General features: G+C 33.5%; 19 protein-coding genes and 3 pseudogenes. 20 read left to right on the top strand and 2 right to left on the bottom strand.

The annotated features are described in order from the left end of the window. Positions 1 to 105 precede the first annotated feature (105 nt). The 13 genes and pseudogenes from DT250_RS32595 to DT250_RS00055 form a co-directional block, all read left to right on the top strand. Positions 106 to 282: pseudogene (locus DT250_RS32595) on the top strand (S-layer homology domain-containing protein); the annotation flags it as partial. Between the two features lie 966 nt (positions 283 to 1,248). After that, positions 1,249 to 1,869 (top strand): DsbA family protein, encoded by a 621-nt coding sequence (locus tag DT250_RS00110; RefSeq protein ID WP_060486498.1) that lies wholly within the window; start codon positions 1,249 to 1,251, stop codon positions 1,867 to 1,869. 294 nt (positions 1,870 to 2,163) lie between these two features. Beyond that, positions 2,164 to 2,985: an MBL fold metallo-hydrolase gene (locus DT250_RS00105; protein ID WP_149212264.1), complete on the top strand. Its 822-nt coding sequence runs from the start codon at positions 2,164 to 2,166 to the stop codon at positions 2,983 to 2,985. Between the two features lie 4 nt (positions 2,986 to 2,989). Continuing rightward, positions 2,990 to 3,382 (top strand): nuclear transport factor 2 family protein, encoded by a 393-nt coding sequence (locus DT250_RS00100; RefSeq protein ID WP_149212263.1) that lies wholly within the window; start codon positions 2,990 to 2,992, stop codon positions 3,380 to 3,382. Positions 3,383 to 3,523: 141 nt separating this feature from the next. Continuing rightward, the gene (locus tag DT250_RS00095; RefSeq protein ID WP_149212262.1) at positions 3,524 to 4,048 is read left to right on the top strand and encodes a nuclear transport factor 2 family protein; all 525 of its coding nucleotides are present in this window, start codon (positions 3,524 to 3,526) and stop codon (positions 4,046 to 4,048) included. A 371-nt stretch (positions 4,049 to 4,419) separates the two neighbouring features. Further along, the gene (gene arsR / locus DT250_RS00090) at positions 4,420 to 4,725 is read left to right on the top strand and encodes an arsenical resistance operon transcriptional regulator ArsR (protein WP_000046014.1); all 306 of its coding nucleotides are present in this window, start codon (positions 4,420 to 4,422) and stop codon (positions 4,723 to 4,725) included. A 60-nt stretch (positions 4,726 to 4,785) separates the two neighbouring features. Further along, positions 4,786 to 5,223: an ArsI/CadI family heavy metal resistance metalloenzyme gene (locus tag DT250_RS00085; RefSeq protein ID WP_087984492.1), complete on the top strand. Its 438-nt coding sequence runs from the start codon at positions 4,786 to 4,788 to the stop codon at positions 5,221 to 5,223. Positions 5,224 to 5,241: 18 nt separating this feature from the next. After that, entirely contained in the window at positions 5,242 to 6,282 is a 1,041-nt protein-coding gene (gene arsB / locus DT250_RS00080) for an ACR3 family arsenite efflux transporter (protein ID WP_046954878.1), read from the top strand. A gap of 25 nt (positions 6,283 to 6,307) precedes the next feature. Then, entirely contained in the window at positions 6,308 to 6,712 is a 405-nt protein-coding gene (arsC, locus tag DT250_RS00075; protein WP_088063945.1) for an arsenate reductase (thioredoxin), read from the top strand. Positions 6,713 to 6,985: 273 nt separating this feature from the next. After that, positions 6,986 to 7,969 carry a phosphotransferase enzyme family protein gene (locus DT250_RS00070; protein WP_149212261.1) on the top strand — a complete coding sequence of 328 codons (984 nt, stop codon included), beginning with the start codon at positions 6,986 to 6,988 and terminating at the stop codon, positions 7,967 to 7,969. Between the two features lie 55 nt (positions 7,970 to 8,024). After that, positions 8,025 to 8,624: a DJ-1/PfpI family protein gene (locus tag DT250_RS00065; protein WP_088063944.1), complete on the top strand. Its 600-nt coding sequence runs from the start codon at positions 8,025 to 8,027 to the stop codon at positions 8,622 to 8,624. A gap of 287 nt (positions 8,625 to 8,911) precedes the next feature. Further along, positions 8,912 to 9,907 carry a CgeB family protein gene (locus DT250_RS00060; RefSeq protein WP_149212260.1) on the top strand — a complete coding sequence of 332 codons (996 nt, stop codon included), beginning with the start codon at positions 8,912 to 8,914 and terminating at the stop codon, positions 9,905 to 9,907. A gap of 167 nt (positions 9,908 to 10,074) precedes the next feature. Further along, a complete protein-coding gene (locus DT250_RS00055; RefSeq protein ID WP_149212259.1) occupies positions 10,075 to 10,959 on the top strand; it encodes an alpha/beta fold hydrolase in 885 nt (294 codons plus the stop codon). 308 nt (positions 10,960 to 11,267) lie between these two features. Here DT250_RS00055 and DT250_RS00045 read toward each other — a convergent pair whose 3' ends face one another. Beyond that, positions 11,268 to 12,914 carry an ABC transporter substrate-binding protein gene (locus tag DT250_RS00045; RefSeq protein WP_149212258.1) on the bottom strand — a complete coding sequence of 549 codons (1,647 nt, stop codon included), beginning with the start codon at positions 12,912 to 12,914 and terminating at the stop codon, positions 11,268 to 11,270. Between the two features lie 102 nt (positions 12,915 to 13,016). On the opposite strand from DT250_RS00045, the gene DT250_RS00040 reads away from it, so the two are divergent. The 6 genes and pseudogenes from DT250_RS00040 to menA all read left to right on the top strand — a co-directional run bounded on the left by DT250_RS00040 (position 13,017) and on the right by menA (position 19,065). After that, complete coding sequence (locus DT250_RS00040; RefSeq protein WP_149212257.1) at positions 13,017 to 14,270, top strand: MDR family MFS transporter; 1,254 nt, start codon at positions 13,017 to 13,019, stop codon at positions 14,268 to 14,270. A gap of 92 nt (positions 14,271 to 14,362) precedes the next feature. After that, on the top strand, positions 14,363 to 15,517 hold the full coding sequence (locus DT250_RS00035; protein ID WP_098858020.1) for a 1-deoxy-D-xylulose-5-phosphate reductoisomerase: 1,155 nt from the start codon (positions 14,363 to 14,365) through the stop codon (positions 15,515 to 15,517). Between the two features lie 218 nt (positions 15,518 to 15,735). Further along, entirely contained in the window at positions 15,736 to 16,308 is a 573-nt protein-coding gene (locus DT250_RS00030; protein ID WP_098858021.1) for a histidine phosphatase family protein, read from the top strand. Positions 16,309 to 16,494: 186 nt separating this feature from the next. Beyond that, positions 16,495 to 16,877 (top strand): annotated as a pseudogene (locus tag DT250_RS00025) (hypothetical protein). A gap of 450 nt (positions 16,878 to 17,327) precedes the next feature. Beyond that, on the top strand, positions 17,328 to 17,714 hold the full coding sequence (locus DT250_RS00020) for a hypothetical protein (RefSeq protein WP_000135755.1): 387 nt from the start codon (positions 17,328 to 17,330) through the stop codon (positions 17,712 to 17,714). 439 nt (positions 17,715 to 18,153) lie between these two features. Beyond that, a complete protein-coding gene (gene menA, locus DT250_RS00015) occupies positions 18,154 to 19,065 on the top strand; it encodes a 1,4-dihydroxy-2-naphthoate polyprenyltransferase (protein WP_149212256.1) in 912 nt (303 codons plus the stop codon). A 236-nt stretch (positions 19,066 to 19,301) separates the two neighbouring features. Here the strand turns inward: menA and DT250_RS00010 are convergent. Beyond that, positions 19,302 to 20,234: pseudogene (locus DT250_RS00010) on the bottom strand (IS4 family transposase); the annotation flags it as partial. Positions 20,235 to 20,555: 321 nt separating this feature from the next. On the opposite strand from DT250_RS00010, the gene DT250_RS32590 reads away from it, so the two are divergent. After that, positions 20,556 to 20,687: exosporium leader peptide-containing protein (locus DT250_RS32590; RefSeq protein ID WP_149212255.1), on the top strand; the 132-nt coding region annotated here is incomplete at its 3' end.

The raw sequence follows: 20,687 nt of genomic DNA, 5'->3' as shown, positions 1-20,687 counted from the left end.
TCAAACTCTGCAAAAACAGCTATCAAACCAATTTAGGGCAATCATCATTTGCTCCATTAATCTTCTTGATGTAAATACGTTCGCAGCCGGTATTATGATGTACAAGCCCTATACGATACAGGAATTATCCGAGGTGTTTCAGCTACTAAGTTTACGCCATATGGCACACTCACACGTCAACAGGCAGCACTTATGTTAGAACGAACTCTAGAATATCTAGGTGTAGAAAAAGAGTCAAATATAGGGCCCTACCACATCGCTATCAAGCTAAGAAAAGCATAAATCCCCAAATAATAAAATTGAGATCCCCAGAGTAAAAATCATTGTTTTTGGGTAGCATAAAACCTTAGTATGTTAGCGATGTGATGCTAACCCAAATTTGAACCCTATTCCTCAATGGATCAAACAATTTAACATGGTAAAAGTATATTTGGATGAGAGTCCAATACTTACTATTGAAATTGTGATGGTTCACATTGAAAGAAGGCACTTTAGGGTGTCTTTTCTTTATGAAAAAAATTCCCGCACAATGTACAGGGATAAAAAATTATAAGTCATGGTGGGACAGTTCCTGTTTTAGTTAATCAGGTAGTTTCTATTAAAGGTAAAAACAAAATGTAATGCTTTGAAAAAAACCATGTACTAGAACTGGTACTCTGTCGGTAAGCCATGAAAGAGGTACTTATATTATTTGTTTTGTAAATTATCTTGAATTTGTTGTTCCATATTTACTAGTGATGTTTTTAGGGAATTACTAAGCTTTTTAACAAATTTAAGAACAAGAAGTCAGTTTTTAATAATAGAATTCTAAAAGCGTTAGGGTAGAAATTTATTGTTTTTGTTAAAAAAGAATTGACTTCTACTATAGTTGTAACTAATATGGTTACATAAGGTTGTAATTGAGTTAGTTACAACTTATGGATATTTAAAGTGAAAATAAGGTTTATATATTTAATTAAGGATGGTAGCCCACATGTTATCGCCCGGTGTAGAAAGTTACTAACATATTTAAATCAAGATATATTCCGAATTTTAGTATCTTCTATTTTGGAGCAATGATGTGCAGCGCTATCTTTCATTAGAAATCTTATCTAATCTTTTTGGGAAAGGTTAGTTTTGAAAAATATAGTAAGGTAACTCAAAAAAGAACAAGATATAAAAAAGATGTACTTATATAAACCAAAAAGTTAGCTGAGAGTTTTAAGTGATAGCTGGACTGGTTAATAAAAATAAAGGTAGGGGATTTAAATGAAGACGAAACAAGATAATCTTATATACGTATGGGACGCATATTGTGGATGGTGCTATGGATTTTCAGAAAGTATTAAAGGATTTTACAAAGAACACACTGAAATGCCGTTAACGGTTTTATGTGGAGGATTATTTTTAGATGATTTACCAATAAAAAATTTCTCATATATAGAAGAGGGGAATAAAAGAATTAATCAACTTACAGGTGCAGAATTTGGTCCTTCATATCAAAAATTGGTGGAAGAAGGGACTTTTAAAATGAATTCGAAAGATGCTGCAATTGGCTTTTCAGCTTTACGCTCATTAGCACCAGACCGTTTGTTAGAATTCACTGCGGCTATGCAAAAAGCGTTTTATTATGAGGGCCAAAGTCTGAGTGATCCTGAAACATATCGTAAGATTGCAATCGAGCATGGTTTGGACCCTGAACAAGTACTAGAACGTTTAAACGCTCAAGAAACAATAATAGATGTCCAAAACGATTTCAATAAAGTGCGACAGCTTGGTGTTAATAGTTATCCTTCATTACTTTTACAAAAGGATAATCAAATTATCCCTATTGGTGGTGGGGTAATGACGCCGGATAAAATTGAAGCGCGTTTTAAAAATTTATATTAATGAATTTTAAGTTACAGTATATAACATTTAACGTTTTAAAAAAGGCTAGAAGTGGATGGACTTAAACCTTTTTATAACAGTCATAGTTTCAACTTATTTTTAAAAAGAGTCCAATTTTAATGTTTCTATTGACTATAGTAGCAAACATGTTAGCTTACGCCAACCGACATTCATCTCTCGCCTATTTGTTGGTGCTATCACACTTTCAGGTAAATTGAAGAGGGAGCTTCTGTCGGAACAAGATAAAAATATGTTAACTAGTAAATCACTTTAACAAAAGGAGAATAACATTCTATGTTTAAAACAATTGATACAAATCAAAAAGATGTGAAATTGACGGTGTTTAGTTCAGATGAAAAAAGTTTTATGGTCACTGCAACCTTAGTTGAGAAAGCGGGACATGCATTTTTAATAAACTCAAAATTTACTCAATCTGATTCGAAAGAAATTGTTGAGTATCTGAAAAAAAACGACTTATCTTTAGATGAAATCTTTATTATTCATGGGGATCCTGATTACTACTTTGGATTAGAAATTATTAAGGCTGCTTACCCAGAAGCTATAGCGTATGCTACAGAGTCTACTGTTGAACATATTGTTCATTCTGTCTTAGGTAAATTAAAAGTTTGGAAAGGTGCCCTAGGAGAAAACGCACCAAGCAACGTAGTATTACCTCAAGTGTTTAAAGAAAAAACGATTGATTTTCAGGGGTTAACATTTGAACTAGTAGGCTTAGATCATTACAGAACTAGCTTATTTAATAAAGAGCTAAAAGTATTAATTGGTGGTATTGATGTATTTAACGAAATACATGTATTCTTAGCGGATACTAGCTCAAAAGCGGCTATGGAGGCATGGATTGAGAACTTGAAAGTATTACAAGCATTAAATGCTGACATAATTGTACCTAGCCATGGATCAATTGAAAAATCCTTAGATAATCAAGCGATTATTGCAACTATGGATTACCTAAGAACTGCGGTTCAAGCTTCTGAGGAAAGTAAAACTTCAAAAGATTTTGTAGCGAAACTTGAAGCAGCATATCCAGACTATGCAAATAAAGGTGTATTAGAATTAAGTGCAAAAGTTGTAACAAAAGAAATGCCTTGGGGTTAATGCTATGAATAAATATCAAAAACTATTACATGAAACGTATGTGTTAACTGGCGAGGGGAAAATGGATGCTTTCAAAACGTATTTAAGTGAAAATGTATCTTGGACAGAAGCTGCTGGGTTTCCATATGCGGGCACTTATACAGGTCCTGATGCAGTAGTGAAAAATGTACATGAACGTCTTGGCACGGAATGGGATAACTATAACGCTAAAGATGAAATTTATGCTTTTAATAACAATACTGTTATCGTGTATGGAAAATATAGTGGAACATATAAAGTAACAGGGAAATCATTCATAGCAGATTTCTGTCATCTTTATGAGTTTGATGAGAACGATAAGGTTAAGAAGTTTATTCAAATTGTGGACAGTGCAACTGTTAATGATGTATTAAGTTAGAGTTATTAGTTTCTAACATGCCTTGTATAAGGGGGAGTGTAATTTCCTAACATTCCCCCTCACATTACATTTTTGGGAAGGTTTCTACTTCTCAAGCGTGTTATGGAAGATAACTTATACGATTAGAAGAGGTAGGCATAAATGAAATTAGAGAAAAATTTAATAGTAATAATTATTTCTGTGTTTATTTTAGGAATTGTGTCGACTTTGATATTTCAAGCTTCAACTGGTAATACCAAAGGTCACTCAATAAAGAGTGAGAATGTTGCATCGGTATCGAAAGAAGCGACAGAAAATGAAAAGAATAAAAAGATGGTAGTTGATTTCTATAATGAAGTTTTTAACAAACATGATATCGATATTATCCCTAAATATGTAAGTGAAGATTATAAGCAACATAATCCTTTTGTTGCTGACGGACGAAAAGCCTTCATGGATTTCTTTAAGGAGGACTTTGTTAAAAATCCTAATTCTTCTGCAGAGATTAAACGAGTAGTAGTAGAAGGAGATACAGTTGCTCTTCATGTACATTCTCGTACTAATTCTCAAGATAAGGGAGTTGCTATAGTCGATATATTTCGTATAAAGAATGGTAAGATTGTTGAACACTGGGATGAAATTCAAGAGATTCCAAATGAGGCAGCTAATGATAATACTATGTTTTAGACAGAAGGTATATTCAATTGTTATTGATGTATAGAATCTAGAAATTATAAAATGAAGGGGATGTCCTAGGTATACTACTAGGACATATCTTTTTGTTTTAACGAGATTTAATATATTATCATTTGTAGAGTGCTTACTTCATATGTTTTCTGATAACTTACCCTGAAACTGCACCATGTTAATATTAAATTATCGTATTAATTTGTAAGAAAGCTATTTTATATTGAGCAAGAAAAAGTATTCAAGTATAGATTTTGAAGAGGAAGTTTTTTTGATAAATCAAAAAAAATTGATGAATTAGTTGCATATAGAACTCATCTGCGTATATACTATAAATATCAAAAAAAATTGATGAAGGGAGAGTGACTACAGTGGCACAAGATTTTCAGCTCTATGAGAAAAAGTTTAAAGCGTTGGCGGATCAGAAGCGTCTAGAAATCATGTATGAACTTTGCCAGCGAGGCCAGACTTGTGTATGTGATTTAACAGAGATTTTTGAAATGACGCAATCTAAGTTGTCATATCATTTAAAGATCTTATTAGATGCAGGTTTAATTGTAAAAGAAACAAAAGGTACGTGGAGTTATTATGATTTAAATGATGCGGAAGTAAATAATTTATTATCAGAAGAATTATGCTGTATCTTTAGAAAAACAGGCAAAGGTAGTTGCTGTTAAAATTTTGCACCATTAATCAAAAAAAATTGATTAATGAAATATAAAGAGGAGGAATTAGCTATGAGATATGTTCACGTTGGTATAAATGTTACGGATTTAGAGAAGTCTATTGAATTTTACGAAAAGGTATTTGGTGTGTCACCAGTTAAGGTGAAAGTGGATTATGCAAAATTTTTATTAGAGACGCCAGGACTTAATTTTACACTGAACGTAAGAGATGAAGTGAAGGGAAATCAAGTAAATCATTTCGGTTTCCAAGTGGATACAGCTGAAGAAATTACATTACATAAAGAAAGGTTAGAAAAAGAAGGTTTCTTTGCGCGTGATGAAATGGATACGACTTGTTGCTATGCAGTTCAAGATAAGTTTTGGGTAACAGATCCTGATGGGAACGAGTGGGAATTCTTTTATACGAAAGCACATAGTGATGTTCATAAAATTGAAGAGCCTTCTTGTTGCACGACTTCTAACGTAGTAGAAAAAAATTCTTGTTGTTAATAGGAGATGGAAAATAAAATGAAACGTTTATCTTTTCTAGATCGATATTTAACACTATGGATTTTTCTAGCTATGGCTGTTGGGATTGGTTTAGGGTTTGTGTTTCCTAGTGTAGTAGACGGACTGAATACATTACAAGTTGGAACGACGTCTATTCCGCTCGCTGTCGGTTTAATTGTCATGATGTATCCACCATTAGCGAAAGTTCGTTACGAGGAAATGGGCCGTGTATTTAAAGATGTAAAAGTATTGGTTTTATCTTTAGTACAAAACTGGATTATCGGACCTGTACTTATGTTTGTTTTAGCAATTATTTTTCTTCCTGATAAGCCAGAATACATGGTCGGGCTCATTATGATTGGTTTAGCACGCTGTATTGCAATGGTAATTGTTTGGAACGACCTTGCAGATGGGGATAAAGAGTATGCTGCAGGTTTAGTAGCTTTTAACTCAGTATTTCAAATGTTATTCTTCTCCGTTTATGCATACGTGTTTGTAACAGTCATTCCAGAATGGTTAGGGATTGAAGGGGCTATTGTTGATATTACAATGATAGAAGTAGCGAAATCCGTATTTATCTATTTGGGAATTCCTTTTATAGCAGGTATGTTGACACGCTTTGTACTCGTTAAGTTAAAAGGAAGACAGTGGTATGAAAAGGTGTTTATACCGAAGATTAGTCCACTTACATTGCTGGCACTACTATTTACAATCATCATTATGTTCTCTTTAAAAGGGGAAATGATTGTTAGCGTACCATTAGATGTAGTAAGAATAGCAATTCCGTTATTAATCTATTTTATTGTCATGTTTTTTGTTTCTTTCTTTATGGGAAGAAAAATTGGTGCAAACTATCCGGTGACTACAACGTTAGCATTTACAGCAGGTAGTAATAACTTTGAGTTAGCAATTGCTGTAGCAGTTGGTGTGTTTGGTATTCATTCAGGCGCAGCATTTGCAGCTGTTATTGGTCCGTTAGTGGAAGTACCTGTAATGATTGCACTTGTAAATGTCGCTTTTTGGTTTAAGCGTAAATATTTTAATGATCAACCAGTATAATTTAAAAACAAAGGCGGAAAACAACATGGAAAACAAAAAGACAGTCTATTTCTTATGCACAGGAAATTCATGCCGAAGCCAAATGGCAGAAGCATGGGGCAAACAATATGTAGGTGATAAGTGGAATGTATATTCTGCAGGAATTGAAGCACACGGAGTAAATCCAAATGCTATTAAAGCAATGAATGAAGTAAATATTGATATAACGAATCAAACATCGGATATAATCGATTCAAATATTTTAAATAACGCTGATTTAGTTGTTACCCTTTGTAGTCATGCAGATTCTGTTTGTCCTTCCACACCTCCGCACGTTAATCGTGTACACTGGGGATTCGATGATCCAGCAGGAAAAGAGTGGTCTGAATTTCAACGTGTTCGCGATGAAATTGGAGAACGTATAAAACGGTTTTCTGAAACAGGGGAGTAAATAAAGGAAAGAGCCAATCTTCTATTGTATAGGGGATTGGCTCTTTTTTCTATAGATAGTCACCACTACATTGGTTTACAACAACTATCTCAACAAATGTAGAATATTATGTAAGGATGATATAGTTAGAATAGTCATCCCCTTTTATTAAATTTATACATATAAAACACTATTGATAGTTAATAATGAATAAAATTTGGTTTTTATAATAATCGAGATAGTGGTTATAAAAAGTAGTTTGTAATAAAAATTTTCACATGAAAGGAAAAAAGGATGAAACATATAATTAAAGATGTATTAATGAACTATTTTAAAGAAATTCGTACATTAATAGTTGAAGAAGAACTACATACGAACAGTTGGCATACCGATCTACACTATAAAATCATCGTAAATGGAGATCGGTACTCAGCACGGTTTATAAATAGCGATCGAACAATCAATCCGGCCTTTGGGACGTTATCAAATGAACAATTGAAAGAGCAAGTACGGTTTACGTATTATTTACGAGAGCATGGAATTCCATTTATGCAGATTAAGGAGAATAGGGCGGGAGAGTCCTTTACATTACTCACTTGGAATGAGGAACAGTACCGGTTTGTATTGTCTACTTGGACGGAAGGGGAACATGTCACTTATTTCACAGAAACGATGGCAGAAGTCTTTGGAAAGGAAGCAAGAAAGATACATGATATTTCTAGTACGTTTCAAAGCCCGATTTTTCAAAAGAAATCTCATTTAGATGGATATGGTGAGTTTATAAGATTATTAGAAAATAAAGGTGGTACACGCAAGGAATTGCAGAGATATATGGATTTAGCTAAGTATCATATAGAATGCGCACATACGAGTGATTTGGAGTTTATTGTACAAACTGATTTAAATCCTTTAAATGTCATATGGGATTCGAATCAATGTGTAAAAGGGATTGTAGATTTTGAATCGATTGGATATGTAGATCGTATTGAAGGTTTAGCCTTTTTAATAAAATGGTATTCCCGGACAGAAGGAATAGAGTCGCATGAAGTATGTTCGAAAGTTGCTAGAGCATTTTTAGAAGGGTATGGAGCTAATAACATTTTAACTTTAAAGGATTATAAAAGACTGTCTTCGTTGCTGTGGTTATCCGGTAGTCTAAATTGGAACTTTGTTAAAAAGACGATGAGTCTATTAGGTGACGAGAGTGCATTAGTAGAACATTTGAGAGTTTATAAAAGAAGAGGAGAAAGACTATCATCATTGTTAATTTGTAGATAACATTTATTCTTCTAATTTTGGATGCGAAAAAGAAAGTATATGAGGTGTTCAAAAAATGAAAATACAAATTGTATTGTTTGACGGTTTCGGAGAACTTGTCTCCTTTGCACCTTTTGAAGTACTGAAAAGAGCGATAGAAGAAGGGGCTCCATTTACGGTTGAACTCGTATCAAGTGAACGAAAACAAGAAGTTACTACTTCGTTCGGAGTTACGATCAAACTACATGATTTTTTACGAATGGATAATCGTCCAGATTTATTAATTGTGCCTGGTGGTGGCTGGAATCATAAAGCTGAACATGGGGCGCGAAAGGAAGCTGAGCTTGGTACTTTGACTAAAATAATTAGAGAGATGCACAATGAAGGAACGATCGTTGCTGGAGTTTGTACTGGAGGTATGTTACTAGCTGCATCCGGTATATTGAATGATAAAAAGGCGACAATGCATCATTTGGCGCAGAATGAAATGAGTGAATATGGAGCAGAACTGCTTCCTTACAGAATTGTGGATCAAGGGAATGTTATTAACGCAAGAGGAGTTACTTCAGGAGTTGATTTAGGACTTTGGATCACGGAAAGATTCGCAAGTTCTAAAATTGCAGCTGCTGTTGAATATAGAATGGAATATGAGCGGCGAGGTGTTGTTTGGAAGTAATTTGACCGTAATCATAGTTTTTTTGCTGTATAGCGTATTAGATATTGTAAAAGAGAAAGAGCCAACTTATACGAGCAGGCTCTTTTTTTTTATGTATTCATTCTCTATGTTTAATAATTGGGCTGAATATAACCTAATTTTATTCCTTTCGTGACAGCTTCTAAAATGAGGGAAGTGCAACATAATGGACATAAACGTTGCTTATACATGTAAAGTAAGATGTCATAAAATGAATAAAGACTGCTAATTTTCGTGCACTTTGATTATGTAGAAATAGGGGGGATGACATGAAAGACAATACGCCTAAGAAAATTTTATTTATTCAATCAGGAATTCCTTTTTATTACCCAATGATCGAAGCAGCAATTTTGAATAGTTTACAAAAGGTAAACAGTAATACAATTATGGTGAACCCAGAAAGAGCGATAGAAACCGCATTAAAAATGAAACCGGATTTTATTTTGGTACTCGGTGGTTTAAACGAGGGAATTATTAGTGTCATGCCAGTACTAAAGAGTGCGGGTTTTACTACTGGACTTTGGCTGACAGATGATCCGTATTATACGGATGTAACACAACATCTTGTGCCGTATTATGTTTACATATTTACGCAAGATTTAAATTGTATCAAGTTTTATAGAGGGTTAGGATGTAAGAATGTGTTTCATCTTCCGTTAGCAGCAAATCAAGATGTGTTTAAACCTTCTCAGAAAGAAGATACATATAAGTATGATCTTAGTTTTATAGGCACAGCATTTGAAAATAGACTTACCTTTGTTGATTCTATTTCAGAGTATTTAGCAGAAAAAAATATAAAAATTGTGGGGTTCGGTTGGGAGAAGTTAAAGAATTATGAAAGATTAAAGGATAAAATACAACTATTGCCACTTGCGAAGTATGAGGATGCATTGCAATTTTACGTATCGACTAAAATCAATATAAATTTACACCGTTCACCAAATGATAAAGAATTGAATTGTAATGCCGCAAACATCCAAGCATATTCAGTAAATAATAGGACTTTTGAAATCAATGCTGTAGGTTCTTTTCAATTAACTGATATACGACCAGATGTAGCAAAGCATTACATACCAGGTGTTGAAATAGAAACTTTTAATAGTGCACGGGAGTTTATACAAAAAGCGGAGTATTATTTGGAACATGTACAAGAAAGAAAACAAATAGCAAAAAATGGACTGGATAAAACTTTGAAAAATCACACTTACGATAGACGTATAGTACAATTATTAAACTATATTAATTTCATAGGCGTGAAGATGTAGTCTAACCATTAACTGAAATGATAAGCATTTGGTGCTTTCTAACTCTCGTATTCTATAAAAATTATTTACGAAAAATGGATTTGGATAATTTTGTTGAATTTATTTATTATGAAAAAACAATTTTACATTCAAACTAATTTATATCTAACAATTAGAGGAGATTAAAAATGAATCACTTTTTTGTAGAATTTGGTGAATATGAAGCAAGTGTTTGTGAATGGGGAGATAAAAGTAATCCTCAAATCATTTGTTTTCATGGTCTAGGAAGTACAAAATTAAGTTTTATAGAAATAGCGGAACTTTTAAAAGATAAATTTCATATTGTATCGTTTGATCTACCTGGACATGGGAAAACACCAAGTTTCGGGAAGGATGAAGATTACGGTGCATCTCATTTAACAAAATGGGTAGTAGCATTACTTGAGCAGCTAGGAAAAGAAACATTTCATATAGTAGCACATTCATGGGGAGCAAGCGTTGCGCTTCACTATGCAGCAGAATGTCCAGAAAAAGTGAATAAAATGGTATTGTTAGATGGTGGTTATCATCATGGCAAAATGAATGCAGATTATTTTGCGAAGCTATATAAAGGTGCGAAAGAAGGAGAGTGTCCACCGCGATCATTAGAAGAAGAAATCACCCATTACGAAAAAGATTTTGATGAATACATTTTTGACAGTAAAGAAGCATTCATCCAATCAGAAAAAATGGTTTACAGCAGGTGGTCACCATTAATAGAACGTGCGGTTTATGACTTAATGCGAGAAGAAGATAATAAAGTGAAATGGCATGCTACTGGCGATACCGCTAGAAGTGTAATTAAGTTTCAATATACGGTGTATAAAACGTTGAAATCGCATGAAATTAAAAATGATATTTTATTATTGTATTGTGATCTCCCACATAATTATTTAGAAATAAGGGAATTGCAAATTGCAGAATTTAGGAAGCATATTGATATTACGACTAAGCTCTATAGAGATACAGGGCACTTAATGCATTGGGATAGACCGGAAGAGATTGCTGAGGATGTTTTACATTGGTTCATATAAAGAAGGTCCGTTGTTCGCATTTGAGCAACGGATTTTCTTTTGAAAAATTGAATGTAGTTGTCATAACCAGTTCCTTGTAAATAAAGATAATAAAGCTAGCTATAAGTCCAGAAAAGTTTTTGGAGAAAAGTAAGCCTAATGCTCAAAACTGGCTCAGGGTTCTTGATATAAATCTGTGTATGTAGCTTCAACCGCGAGATGTAGTAGACCTGTTATCATGAATAGTTTGTAAGTCTCCTAAATTGAAGTAACCAAGATTACATAAACACAAATCGCCTGCTTCTACTGGATTAGGTTTCTTGCGATTTTTAAATTAAAGGTCTTATCCAAAGTTGAGAAAAATCCACATACCCAAAATATTTCATCTTAATATTCGTTAAATCTGATGAAAAAGGAATTTGACGTGTATCATAGTATAAGGGAATCATAATAGAGGATTCTATCAGTTCTTTTTCAAGATTCTTATTTAGTAAAGACCACTCTTTAAAATGTGTATGTTTGTATTTAGATAGTTGGTTTCTTAGTGATTTATTTGTTTTTAAAACTTTAGCCAATGGTGAATATCTAGCTGTTAAAAAATAATAAAATGATATCTCTTGATTCATCTCGAATACTTCACCATGAATAAAAAGGTCGACTTGTTCATTAAGTTTTTCATCCCTAAGATAGTTTTCAAATGGAACCCATTTAACTTGAAAAGGTATATTTTCTTTTTCTAAGATATTCATTAACCATTTTGTGGTTGCTTCTGTATACTGAGTAGCTTTTATAATAAGTGGTTCTTTAAATTCAGGACGTTTTCTTTTTGGGATATTGATTTGATGATCTATGTCTTTTAAACAGCTTTTAATATTTGGGATTTTTTGAGAATCATATTCATGAATATGATTTATATTGTTAGCGATAATAGAATGTAAGTAATTACGAACATCTATGTGCTGAATGGAAGAATCGCGCCAAGCATTCATAATTATAACGCCAAAACCGGAATTCCTTTCTACTTGAAAAGTAGAATTACATTTATGGTGTTTGGAAGATTGATAAATAGTATCAAATTCCAGAGGGACCTGAATGAATTCTACTGTATCTAGCAAAGGTCTTTCTTGAAAATAATCATGAAATGCTATCAATGATGTTTTCTCCAGGCTATTCTCTCCTATATAAAAACCACCGCTTCCTATGATTTGACCGTTATTTTCTTTATAAATACTTGTATTTATCATACATAACATTTGTAAACAATAACTACACCCCTTTGGGTAATGTATATCAATAATTAATGGTGATACAACTTTTATTTTTTCTATGGGTGCCCATAAGTCTTTATAGTATGTATGACTGCGTAATTTTGAGAGACATAATTTCACATCAGACGCTGTTAAAATGGATCCATCATGAAATTTTATAGACTTTTTTAAATATAGTCTAAGCGTAGATTGAGTTAAATCCCAACTGTGAGCTATTTCAGGGAATATGTTCCCCTTTTCATCCATATAAACAAGTCGATTAAAAACATTCGCAACAATACGTGCACTATGTACATCGGCAGCTTCGAGCGGATGTGTTGTTAAAAAGGGCTTCCTTCTAGGAATAATTAATTTGTCATCTGAATTATGTATATAGCCAAATTTTGAATGAAACTTAGTCATTAAGCGTAGTTTACTGTTTGGAGACCAATTATATAGTAAATATTTACTACTTTTTTCAACAGGCTGTTGGTCCATAATTTCCATTACTTGTGACTCATAGATTTGTTCTATATTTTTCAACCATTGGAGAGAGGAGGGGTTTCCTCTACCCTTTCCAGAAATGAACGTTAGCCAACCTTCATCCATCCATTTATGTAAGTAACGTACTGTTTGCTTTGTACTTAAATTTAAAAAATCTGCTAGGTCTTGTATTTTTATATTTCCAGAAGAAAATGATTGCCATAGGTTTAGTAAAGTTTTATCCATTTTCCTATCTCCTTTTATAAGTGGACATGTTTTTCTGAAGGTGTCCATTTTTAATTTGATAAGTCTAGTTTAATATAACATTAGACAAGGGGAGGAGATACGATGAATTGGAAAGAATTTGAACAAAATATAAAAGTACGCTTAATTACATCATTTTTTAATCGTGCTGTTACATCAGCAGTAATGCCCTTTATGGCATTGTTTTTTGCTCAAGAAATAAATAAAGTATGGGCTGGTTTATTTTTAATCTTAACGGTTATGTTAAGTTTTTTTTCAAATTTAATTGGAGGTTACATTTCAGATCGATTTCAAAGAAAGAAAATCTTATTGTTAACTTCTTTTTCTAGTACTTTGATGTTTTTATTCATGACTTTAAGCTTATATCCGACAGATAAGATGATTTGGTTATTTGCAATCGCTTATGTAGGTTTTATAATAACTAGCAGTCTTGGGCGTCCATCCATGCAGGCTATCATCATAGACTCAACTACACCGGAAAATCGAAAGGCTGTCTATACAATTGACTATTGGCTTATGAATCTTTCTATGGCAATTGGTGCAGCATTAGGAGGTTTTTTGTACATTAATCATCAACAAGAGTTGTTTATACTACTGACTTGTGTTTCTGCTACAGTACCGATCGCTTATAAAATTTGGCTAGTTACAGAAGTTAAAGAATGCTTAGAAAAAAGGCAGGAAAATATAGTACTTGATCTAATTCAACATTATAAGATTGCTATTCAAGATAGAGCATTTTTAAGAGTTGTAATAGGGTCTACCTGCATATTTGCAGCAGAGTTTTCTTTAAACAGTTATATTGGTGTACGACTTTCAGAAACATTCAATCCAATAAGCATTGGGAACTTTGAAATAGTAGGAGTGAGGATGCTAAGTATTCTTAACATACAAAATATGCTCTTAGTAGTATGTTTAACATTTATTATAAATAGATTTACAGATCATATAAGTGGGAAAAAAGCGTTACTTTTAGGTCTTGTGCTCTATGGGATAGGCTATGTGGCAGTAACATCTTCAAACACTTGGTACGTACTAATTATTTTTAACTTTATTGCTACTGTTGGTGAACTTGTCTACTCACCAATCAGAAATGCAGAACAAGCTAATATGATTCCGGCTGACAAGAGAGGATCATATTCAGCCTTTGCGGGCCTATCAGATATTGGGGCGGACCTAATTGCAAGAATGACTATTATCGTCGGTGCATTCTTAATTCCTACGATGATGTCTGTTTATATTGGTATGATTGTAATAATAGGGGCATTTTTCCTATATAACGGTCTGTTTGTTAGAACTAGTAGTCAATCACAGGAAAGATTGAATAAAATTTCAATATAATATAATACCTAAAATGAAATATACACTATTCTTTCTATAGAATCGTAGAATAAGTGTGTAAAGAGGGATTATACAACTTTGGAGGAATTATCATGGTAAAATATATTTCAATTCTTGGTTCAACTGGCTCAATTGGTACGTCTGCATTAGATGTAGTCACTTCTCATCCAGAACATTTTAAAATTATTGGTTTAACAGCAAATCACAATATTGACCTTCTCGAACAACAAATACATACATTTCACCCTCAGATTGTAAGCGTAAGCACAAAAGATTTAGCAGATGCACTTCGGAAGCGAATTTCTACGGACACAAAAGTCACATATGGAACAGATGGATTAATTGAAGTTGCAACTTACCCTGATTCTAATCTTGTATTATCTGCAGTTGTCGGTGTCTCTGGTCTCCTTCCAACAATTGAAGCATTAAAAGCGAAAAAAGATATAGCAATTGCGAACAAAGAAACATTAGTTGCAGCAGGGCATATTGTGACAGATTTAGCGAAACGAAACGGCTGCCGCTTAATTCCAGTAGATAGTGAGCACTCTGCCATTTTTCAATGTTTAAATGGGGAAAATACTCAAGAAATTGAGAGGCTTATTGTTACTGCTTCAGGCGGTGCATTTCGAGATAAAACGCGTGAGGAAATGGAAATCTTACAAGCTAAAGATGCCTTAAAGCATCCCAACTGGTTAATGGGAGCAAAACTAACCATTGATTCAGCTACATTAATGAACAAAGGCTTTGAAGTCATGGAAGCACGTTGGTTATTTGATATCCGGTATGAGAAAATTGATGTTTTAATTCATAAAGAAAGTGTTATTCATTCCTTAGTTGAATTTATAGACGGATCCATCATGGCACAGCTCGGTGCCCCTGACATGAGAATGCCGATTCAGTATGCATTTCATTATCCAACTAGATTACAATCAAATTATAAAAAATTAAATCTACTAGAGATAGCTAGCCTACACTTTGAAAAACCAAATTTCAAAAAATTCCCTTGCTTACATTATGCGTATGAATCAGGAAAAATTGGTGGTACAACACCAGCTGTCTTAAATGCAGCAAATGAAATTGCAAATGCGCTATATTTACAAAATAAAATTTCATTTTTTGATATTGAAAAAACAATTTATTCTACTCTTGAAGCTCATCATAGCATTGCAAATCCAGATTTGGAAACAGTATTAGACGCCGATCATTGGGCTCGTGAATATGCAAACGAATTATTAATTAGAAAATGAAATACGAGCTAGAACAGAACTCGTATTTTTTAGCTCTCCATTTTACGTGTTCTTTTGTTTTCATACATTTACATTCACGGAATTGTAAAGGAAGGTATTTAAGATATCGCATGCAGAAGGATTTATAGTAATTATTAGTTATGCTCATTGGGAAAGTTCTTTTTAATTAATATAAGCTATATACAGAATAAAGAAACCTAAAAAAACTGGAGGTAATTATGAAAACTTTCATATATATGGTTAGACACGGAGATTCACCAAAGTTTGGAAAAGAAGCATCAAGAGGATTAACCGAAAAAGGGAAATTAGATGTTCAACGAATAACAGATATATTACAAGGTGAGGGAATCGACGTTGTTATCTCGAGTCCATACAATCGTTCAATTCTAACTGTTCAGCAGTTAGCGAAGCAAATAGGACAAGAAGTTTTAGTATTTGAAGAATTAAAAGAGAGAATTTTTATTGCTGAAGAGGAACGAATGTCGGATAAAGAATTATTTCCTTTGATAGAAAAGTCATTTTTAGACCCCGACTTTGCTTTAACGGGAGGAGAGTCTAATGTCGACTGTCAGAAACGTGCTATAAAAGTCTTAAAAGAATTATTAAACACCTATCGAGGACAGAAAGTAGTAGTAGGCACTCATGGAGCTATTATGACGTTGATGATGGGGTATTATGACAGTAAGTATGATTTGAATTTTTTACTACAGACATCAAAGCCAGATATATATAGAATGGAATTCAATGGACAGGAATTGGTGGAGGTTAAAAGATTGTGGGAAATTTCATAGATTGACTTTATTCATCCATAGCTTTTCCTAGTGACGTATATTATAAGCAATAGGGTTACTGCGGTAACTCTTTTCTTATGGCACTGACGGGGGACTGATTTCAAAAATATAAAAAATTCGGTTTCTTAGCGTACGAAATTCACGTTTTGTTCTTGCTATCCCGAGGTGAAATGGGAGGGAATATTTTTGGACAGGATATCTTTAAAGTTATTTTTTAAATCAATCCTATTTTTTTTCATATGTGCTATTGTTGTTTTTTCTATATTTCAGATTATTTTTGTCTGGAGTGTTTCGACAGGATTAGGAAGGGATGATATAGTCGGATTTTCTGATAATAAGTATGTAATTGGACGTCCACCTGTTAGCTATAATTTATATAAAAAAGATAGTGGAAAAACTATATTAGATAATGTTATTGGTTATAAAAAGGGAAAACTAAAAGCTATATTCGGAATGAAATTGAATTTGTAGTGATAAATGAGACAAAGGGTAGCTATGAATTGTATAAAATAGAAAAGGCTTCAGAAAAGGATATAGAACGGCTGAAAGAAATGAAGAAATTAGAATAAAAGAGACTATCTGATAGGTAAAAATGTACACTTGTTATTGTTAGATCTAAAAAATGGTTTAGACTGATAACTGGGTTTTATTGTATGAAAAGAATTATTATTAAAATAAAGCATTAGGGGTTCAGTCCCATGCCCTCAAGCTAATATTTTGAAGTGTCCTCAAAACGAAAATTCTCTTCGTTTTGGGGAACTACCAATTTCTTAAGTTGGGCATGGGGTATCGCCAGCATTTGGGAAAAAATCAAGCTAAGCAAAAATAAAATAAGCCATCCGTTTGGACAGCTCATTTACATAATTCTCGTTAGCGGGAGTTATCAATAATTCATATATGATAAAACTCTTAATTTAGTAGTTTGCGTAGTACAAGCCGTAACCAAATCTATTAATCTGACATACCATATGAAGGTAACTTTAAATCGATAAAAAAGTTGCAAAGGAGGTGAATATAAAGTGGCATCATTTGAAATTGGAGCAAGATCTCTTTTCAATTTTCGAAACCAACGTTTTTTCTTATTAGTTGAAGATGAAATTACAATTCCAGATAAAGGTGTAGAAATTGATCCAGTTAATATCTACGAAATTGACGAGCAAACTTTCAATCTTATCAGAGATGAAGGTGATACACCTGTAATTGTACCAAGTGATGAATTTCCAACTGTACCACCTGGATTTAAATTAGAACGAAAATGTATTTTTACAGTCGATAATGCATACTTTGTAATCTATGATTTAGAAGATGGAACTGATAACAACGTCCTATTAAGAATCAGTGCAGCTTTATTTAACTCATTGAAAAATTCCGGTGTTCGTGAATGTGTACCTCAAAATTTCATTTGAGAACATAATTTGATTAAACCTCAAATGGAATACCCTTTGAACAATTTAACTCTTAGTAGAAAACTACGAGGAGTTAAATTGTTATGTAAAAAGTTTTTTTAATTATTAGCAGTTTTTGGCGGTTCGGCAGGTACAATTGCTAGTCCAAGTCGAGCAACCTAAGAAAAGAAAATACCCCAAAACGAGAAAATTAGCATATCCAGGTGAAAATGTACAATTTTTTTGTTTTGGGGGTATTATGAAATTCTTAAGTTGATGGGCATGCAACTGTACCCCATATTAGAAAAAACGATATTTTGATGCAAAGTTATCGTGCAAACAAGAGCATTAAAGTTCTATCGCCAATTCTTTTTTTGATATAATAGATGCGAAGCAGAAAACAGATAGAAAGATACTGCTAGTAATTTATACTTAAAATGTAGGGAGATTGAACAGATTTATGGGGACAGAAAAAGAAATTAGTTCCGCTAAATTAATATGGAAGATGACGCGCCCGCATACGTTAACGGCGACGTTTTCTCCTGTAATTTTAGGGACAGTGGCATCACTTTATGTTGCCGAAATTCATTGGCTTTTATTTATTGCGATGATGGTTGCATGTTTAGCATTGCAAATAGCAACGAACTTATTTAATGAGTACTATGATTTCAAACGTGGATTAGATACCGCTGATTCTGTTGGCATCGGTGGTGGAATTGTCCGTCATGGATTGAAACCAAAAAATGTGTTAACAGTTGCGCTTTTATTGTATGTAGTAGCAGCATTTATTGGCATTTATATTTGTATGAATAGCAGCTGGTGGTTAGTCGTTATTGGTTTAATTGGAATGGCGGTTGGCTATTTATATACAGGTGGTCCATTACCAATTGCGTACACTCCATTTGGAGAATTAGTTTCTGGATTGTTAATGGGGACATGTTTTGTACTCATTGCTTTCTTTATTCAAACGAATACGATAACGATTGAAAGTGTATTAATTTCCATTCCAATTGGAATTTTAGTCGGTGCAATCAACATGTCGAATAACATCCGAGATATCGAAGAAGATATTAAAGGTGGAAGAAAGACATTAGTAATCCTCCTTGGGAGAGAAAAAGCAATAGTAACATTAGCTGTAGCCTTTTTCATTGCTTATTTATGGATCGCTGTGATTGTATTGATGGGTTATATAAGCCCTTGGGCATTAGTTATGTTCCTAGGTTTGAGAAAGCCAATCTCTGCCATTCAAAGTTTCCAAAAAGGTGCAAAGGATCCCGGGTATATGCGCATCGCAATGAAATCAACAGCGATGACAAATACGATTTTTGGCTTTTTATTATCGGCAGGATTATTAATCAGTTACTTGTTTTAAATAAAAAATATTATTACGTGACTAAACCCCAATTTCTCAATTTTAATATAGAGAAATTGGGGTTTTATTTTTATAGCGTGTATTTTCCCTTTTAATCAAAAGCAAACTTTAAAAACAAATAAAAATATCAAGCATGTGAGCATCAAGAAAAGAAGTGCATGGAATATACATCTTTAGCTTGATGGGTATGTGGCGGTACCCCATCGCTATCAAGCTAAGCCCGTGTTACGTCAATGATAAGCAAGATTATTTCTTTTTTCTCTTACAACTTGATCTTGTAATCGTTTTTGTTGTTGTTCTTTTGTTAGTCGATGAACAATCACACGAGTTGGGACTTTATCAGTCATTCCTACATAAGCATCAGCTATTTCACATGTTTGTCCTGGTTGAAGGGAGCTCATTAACGTCTCCATATCTATCTGTATATACTCTGTACCTTTCTTAATTCTTCCGTCTTGAAAATAATCAGGATTAGGATTTTTTTGATAAATACGTGTATTCGACTTGATACGAGAGATATAGTAGGCCTCTTTATCTGGTATATATTGAAGGTCTTTTAAATGAAAATAACCTAAATTTCGGATACATAAATCATTCGCTGTCACAGTTGGGGCACACAGAGAGCCGTAAGTGCAATCATGATGTTTACCTGGACCTGTATGAATATGTAGAAACTGTCCACTTAACAAATCATACTCAAGTTGAATTTTTATCCCAGCTGTATGGCTGCATCCTCCTGCACCTGGATAAACCGATGAAAATATATCCGGGAGTTGAAATGCAGTTGAATCTAAAATACGAATACGCTTGAAAACAGAAGTGTATGGAGAAGAAATCTGCATAGATGCGGCCAATTTTTTGCTTAGTAGTTCGGCTAGTAGGTGTTGTAAAAGTTGGACGGCCGCCTTATTAAACCGTTGATTCAGTCCCTCAGGACTGATGAGTACTTCTGTTGATGCTTCTAAACAGCTAGATAACTGAGTTAAAGAAGTCATAGCTATATTTTGGCTCAACCATACACATAAAGCTACTAAATCTTTTGCTTGGTACTTACTGGTTCGTTGTACAAAGCCAGCATCTTTTGCAAGATCCCGTAAGGTATTTGGAGATAAAAAACTTTGAATCTCTTGAGCAAATAGTTGTAATTTGTCATACACAGAAACAGACATAAAAAACGCCATCCTTTCCTATGATTCTACAGAAAGAATAGCGTATTTTTTCTACTTAGGGTTATTAAAATCGCTTAATTTGATAGGCATGTTGTGAAATACCCACAAGAACAGGCTTCATTAAAATTCTATATACCTCTTTCGAATGGGTGCACTCTTTGCGCCAGAACCAAATTTACTATTAATACACAAATACTATCATTGGATCATCACAAAACACACAATAGTAAAGATGTAGCATATTATATGGTGATAAATAAATTTTATGAAGGCTAATTGTATATATTCCTATAATAAAGTATATCTGTAGGAGGTAGTTACATGTTTGATAAAAACAAAATACTTCAAGCTAATGCATTTAATTCAAATTTAATTGGTCCTACACTTCCACCAATTCCACCATTTACTCTACCAACAGGCCCAACGGGAGGGACAGGCCCTACAGGCCCTACA

Origin of the sequence: Bacillus sp. AR2-1, from assembly GCF_008368755.1 — a bacterium.
GTDB classification, from domain to species: domain Bacteria; phylum Bacillota; class Bacilli; order Bacillales; family Bacillaceae_G; genus Bacillus_A; species Bacillus_A wiedmannii.
This window is presented reverse-complemented; position numbering and strand designations above follow the sequence as displayed.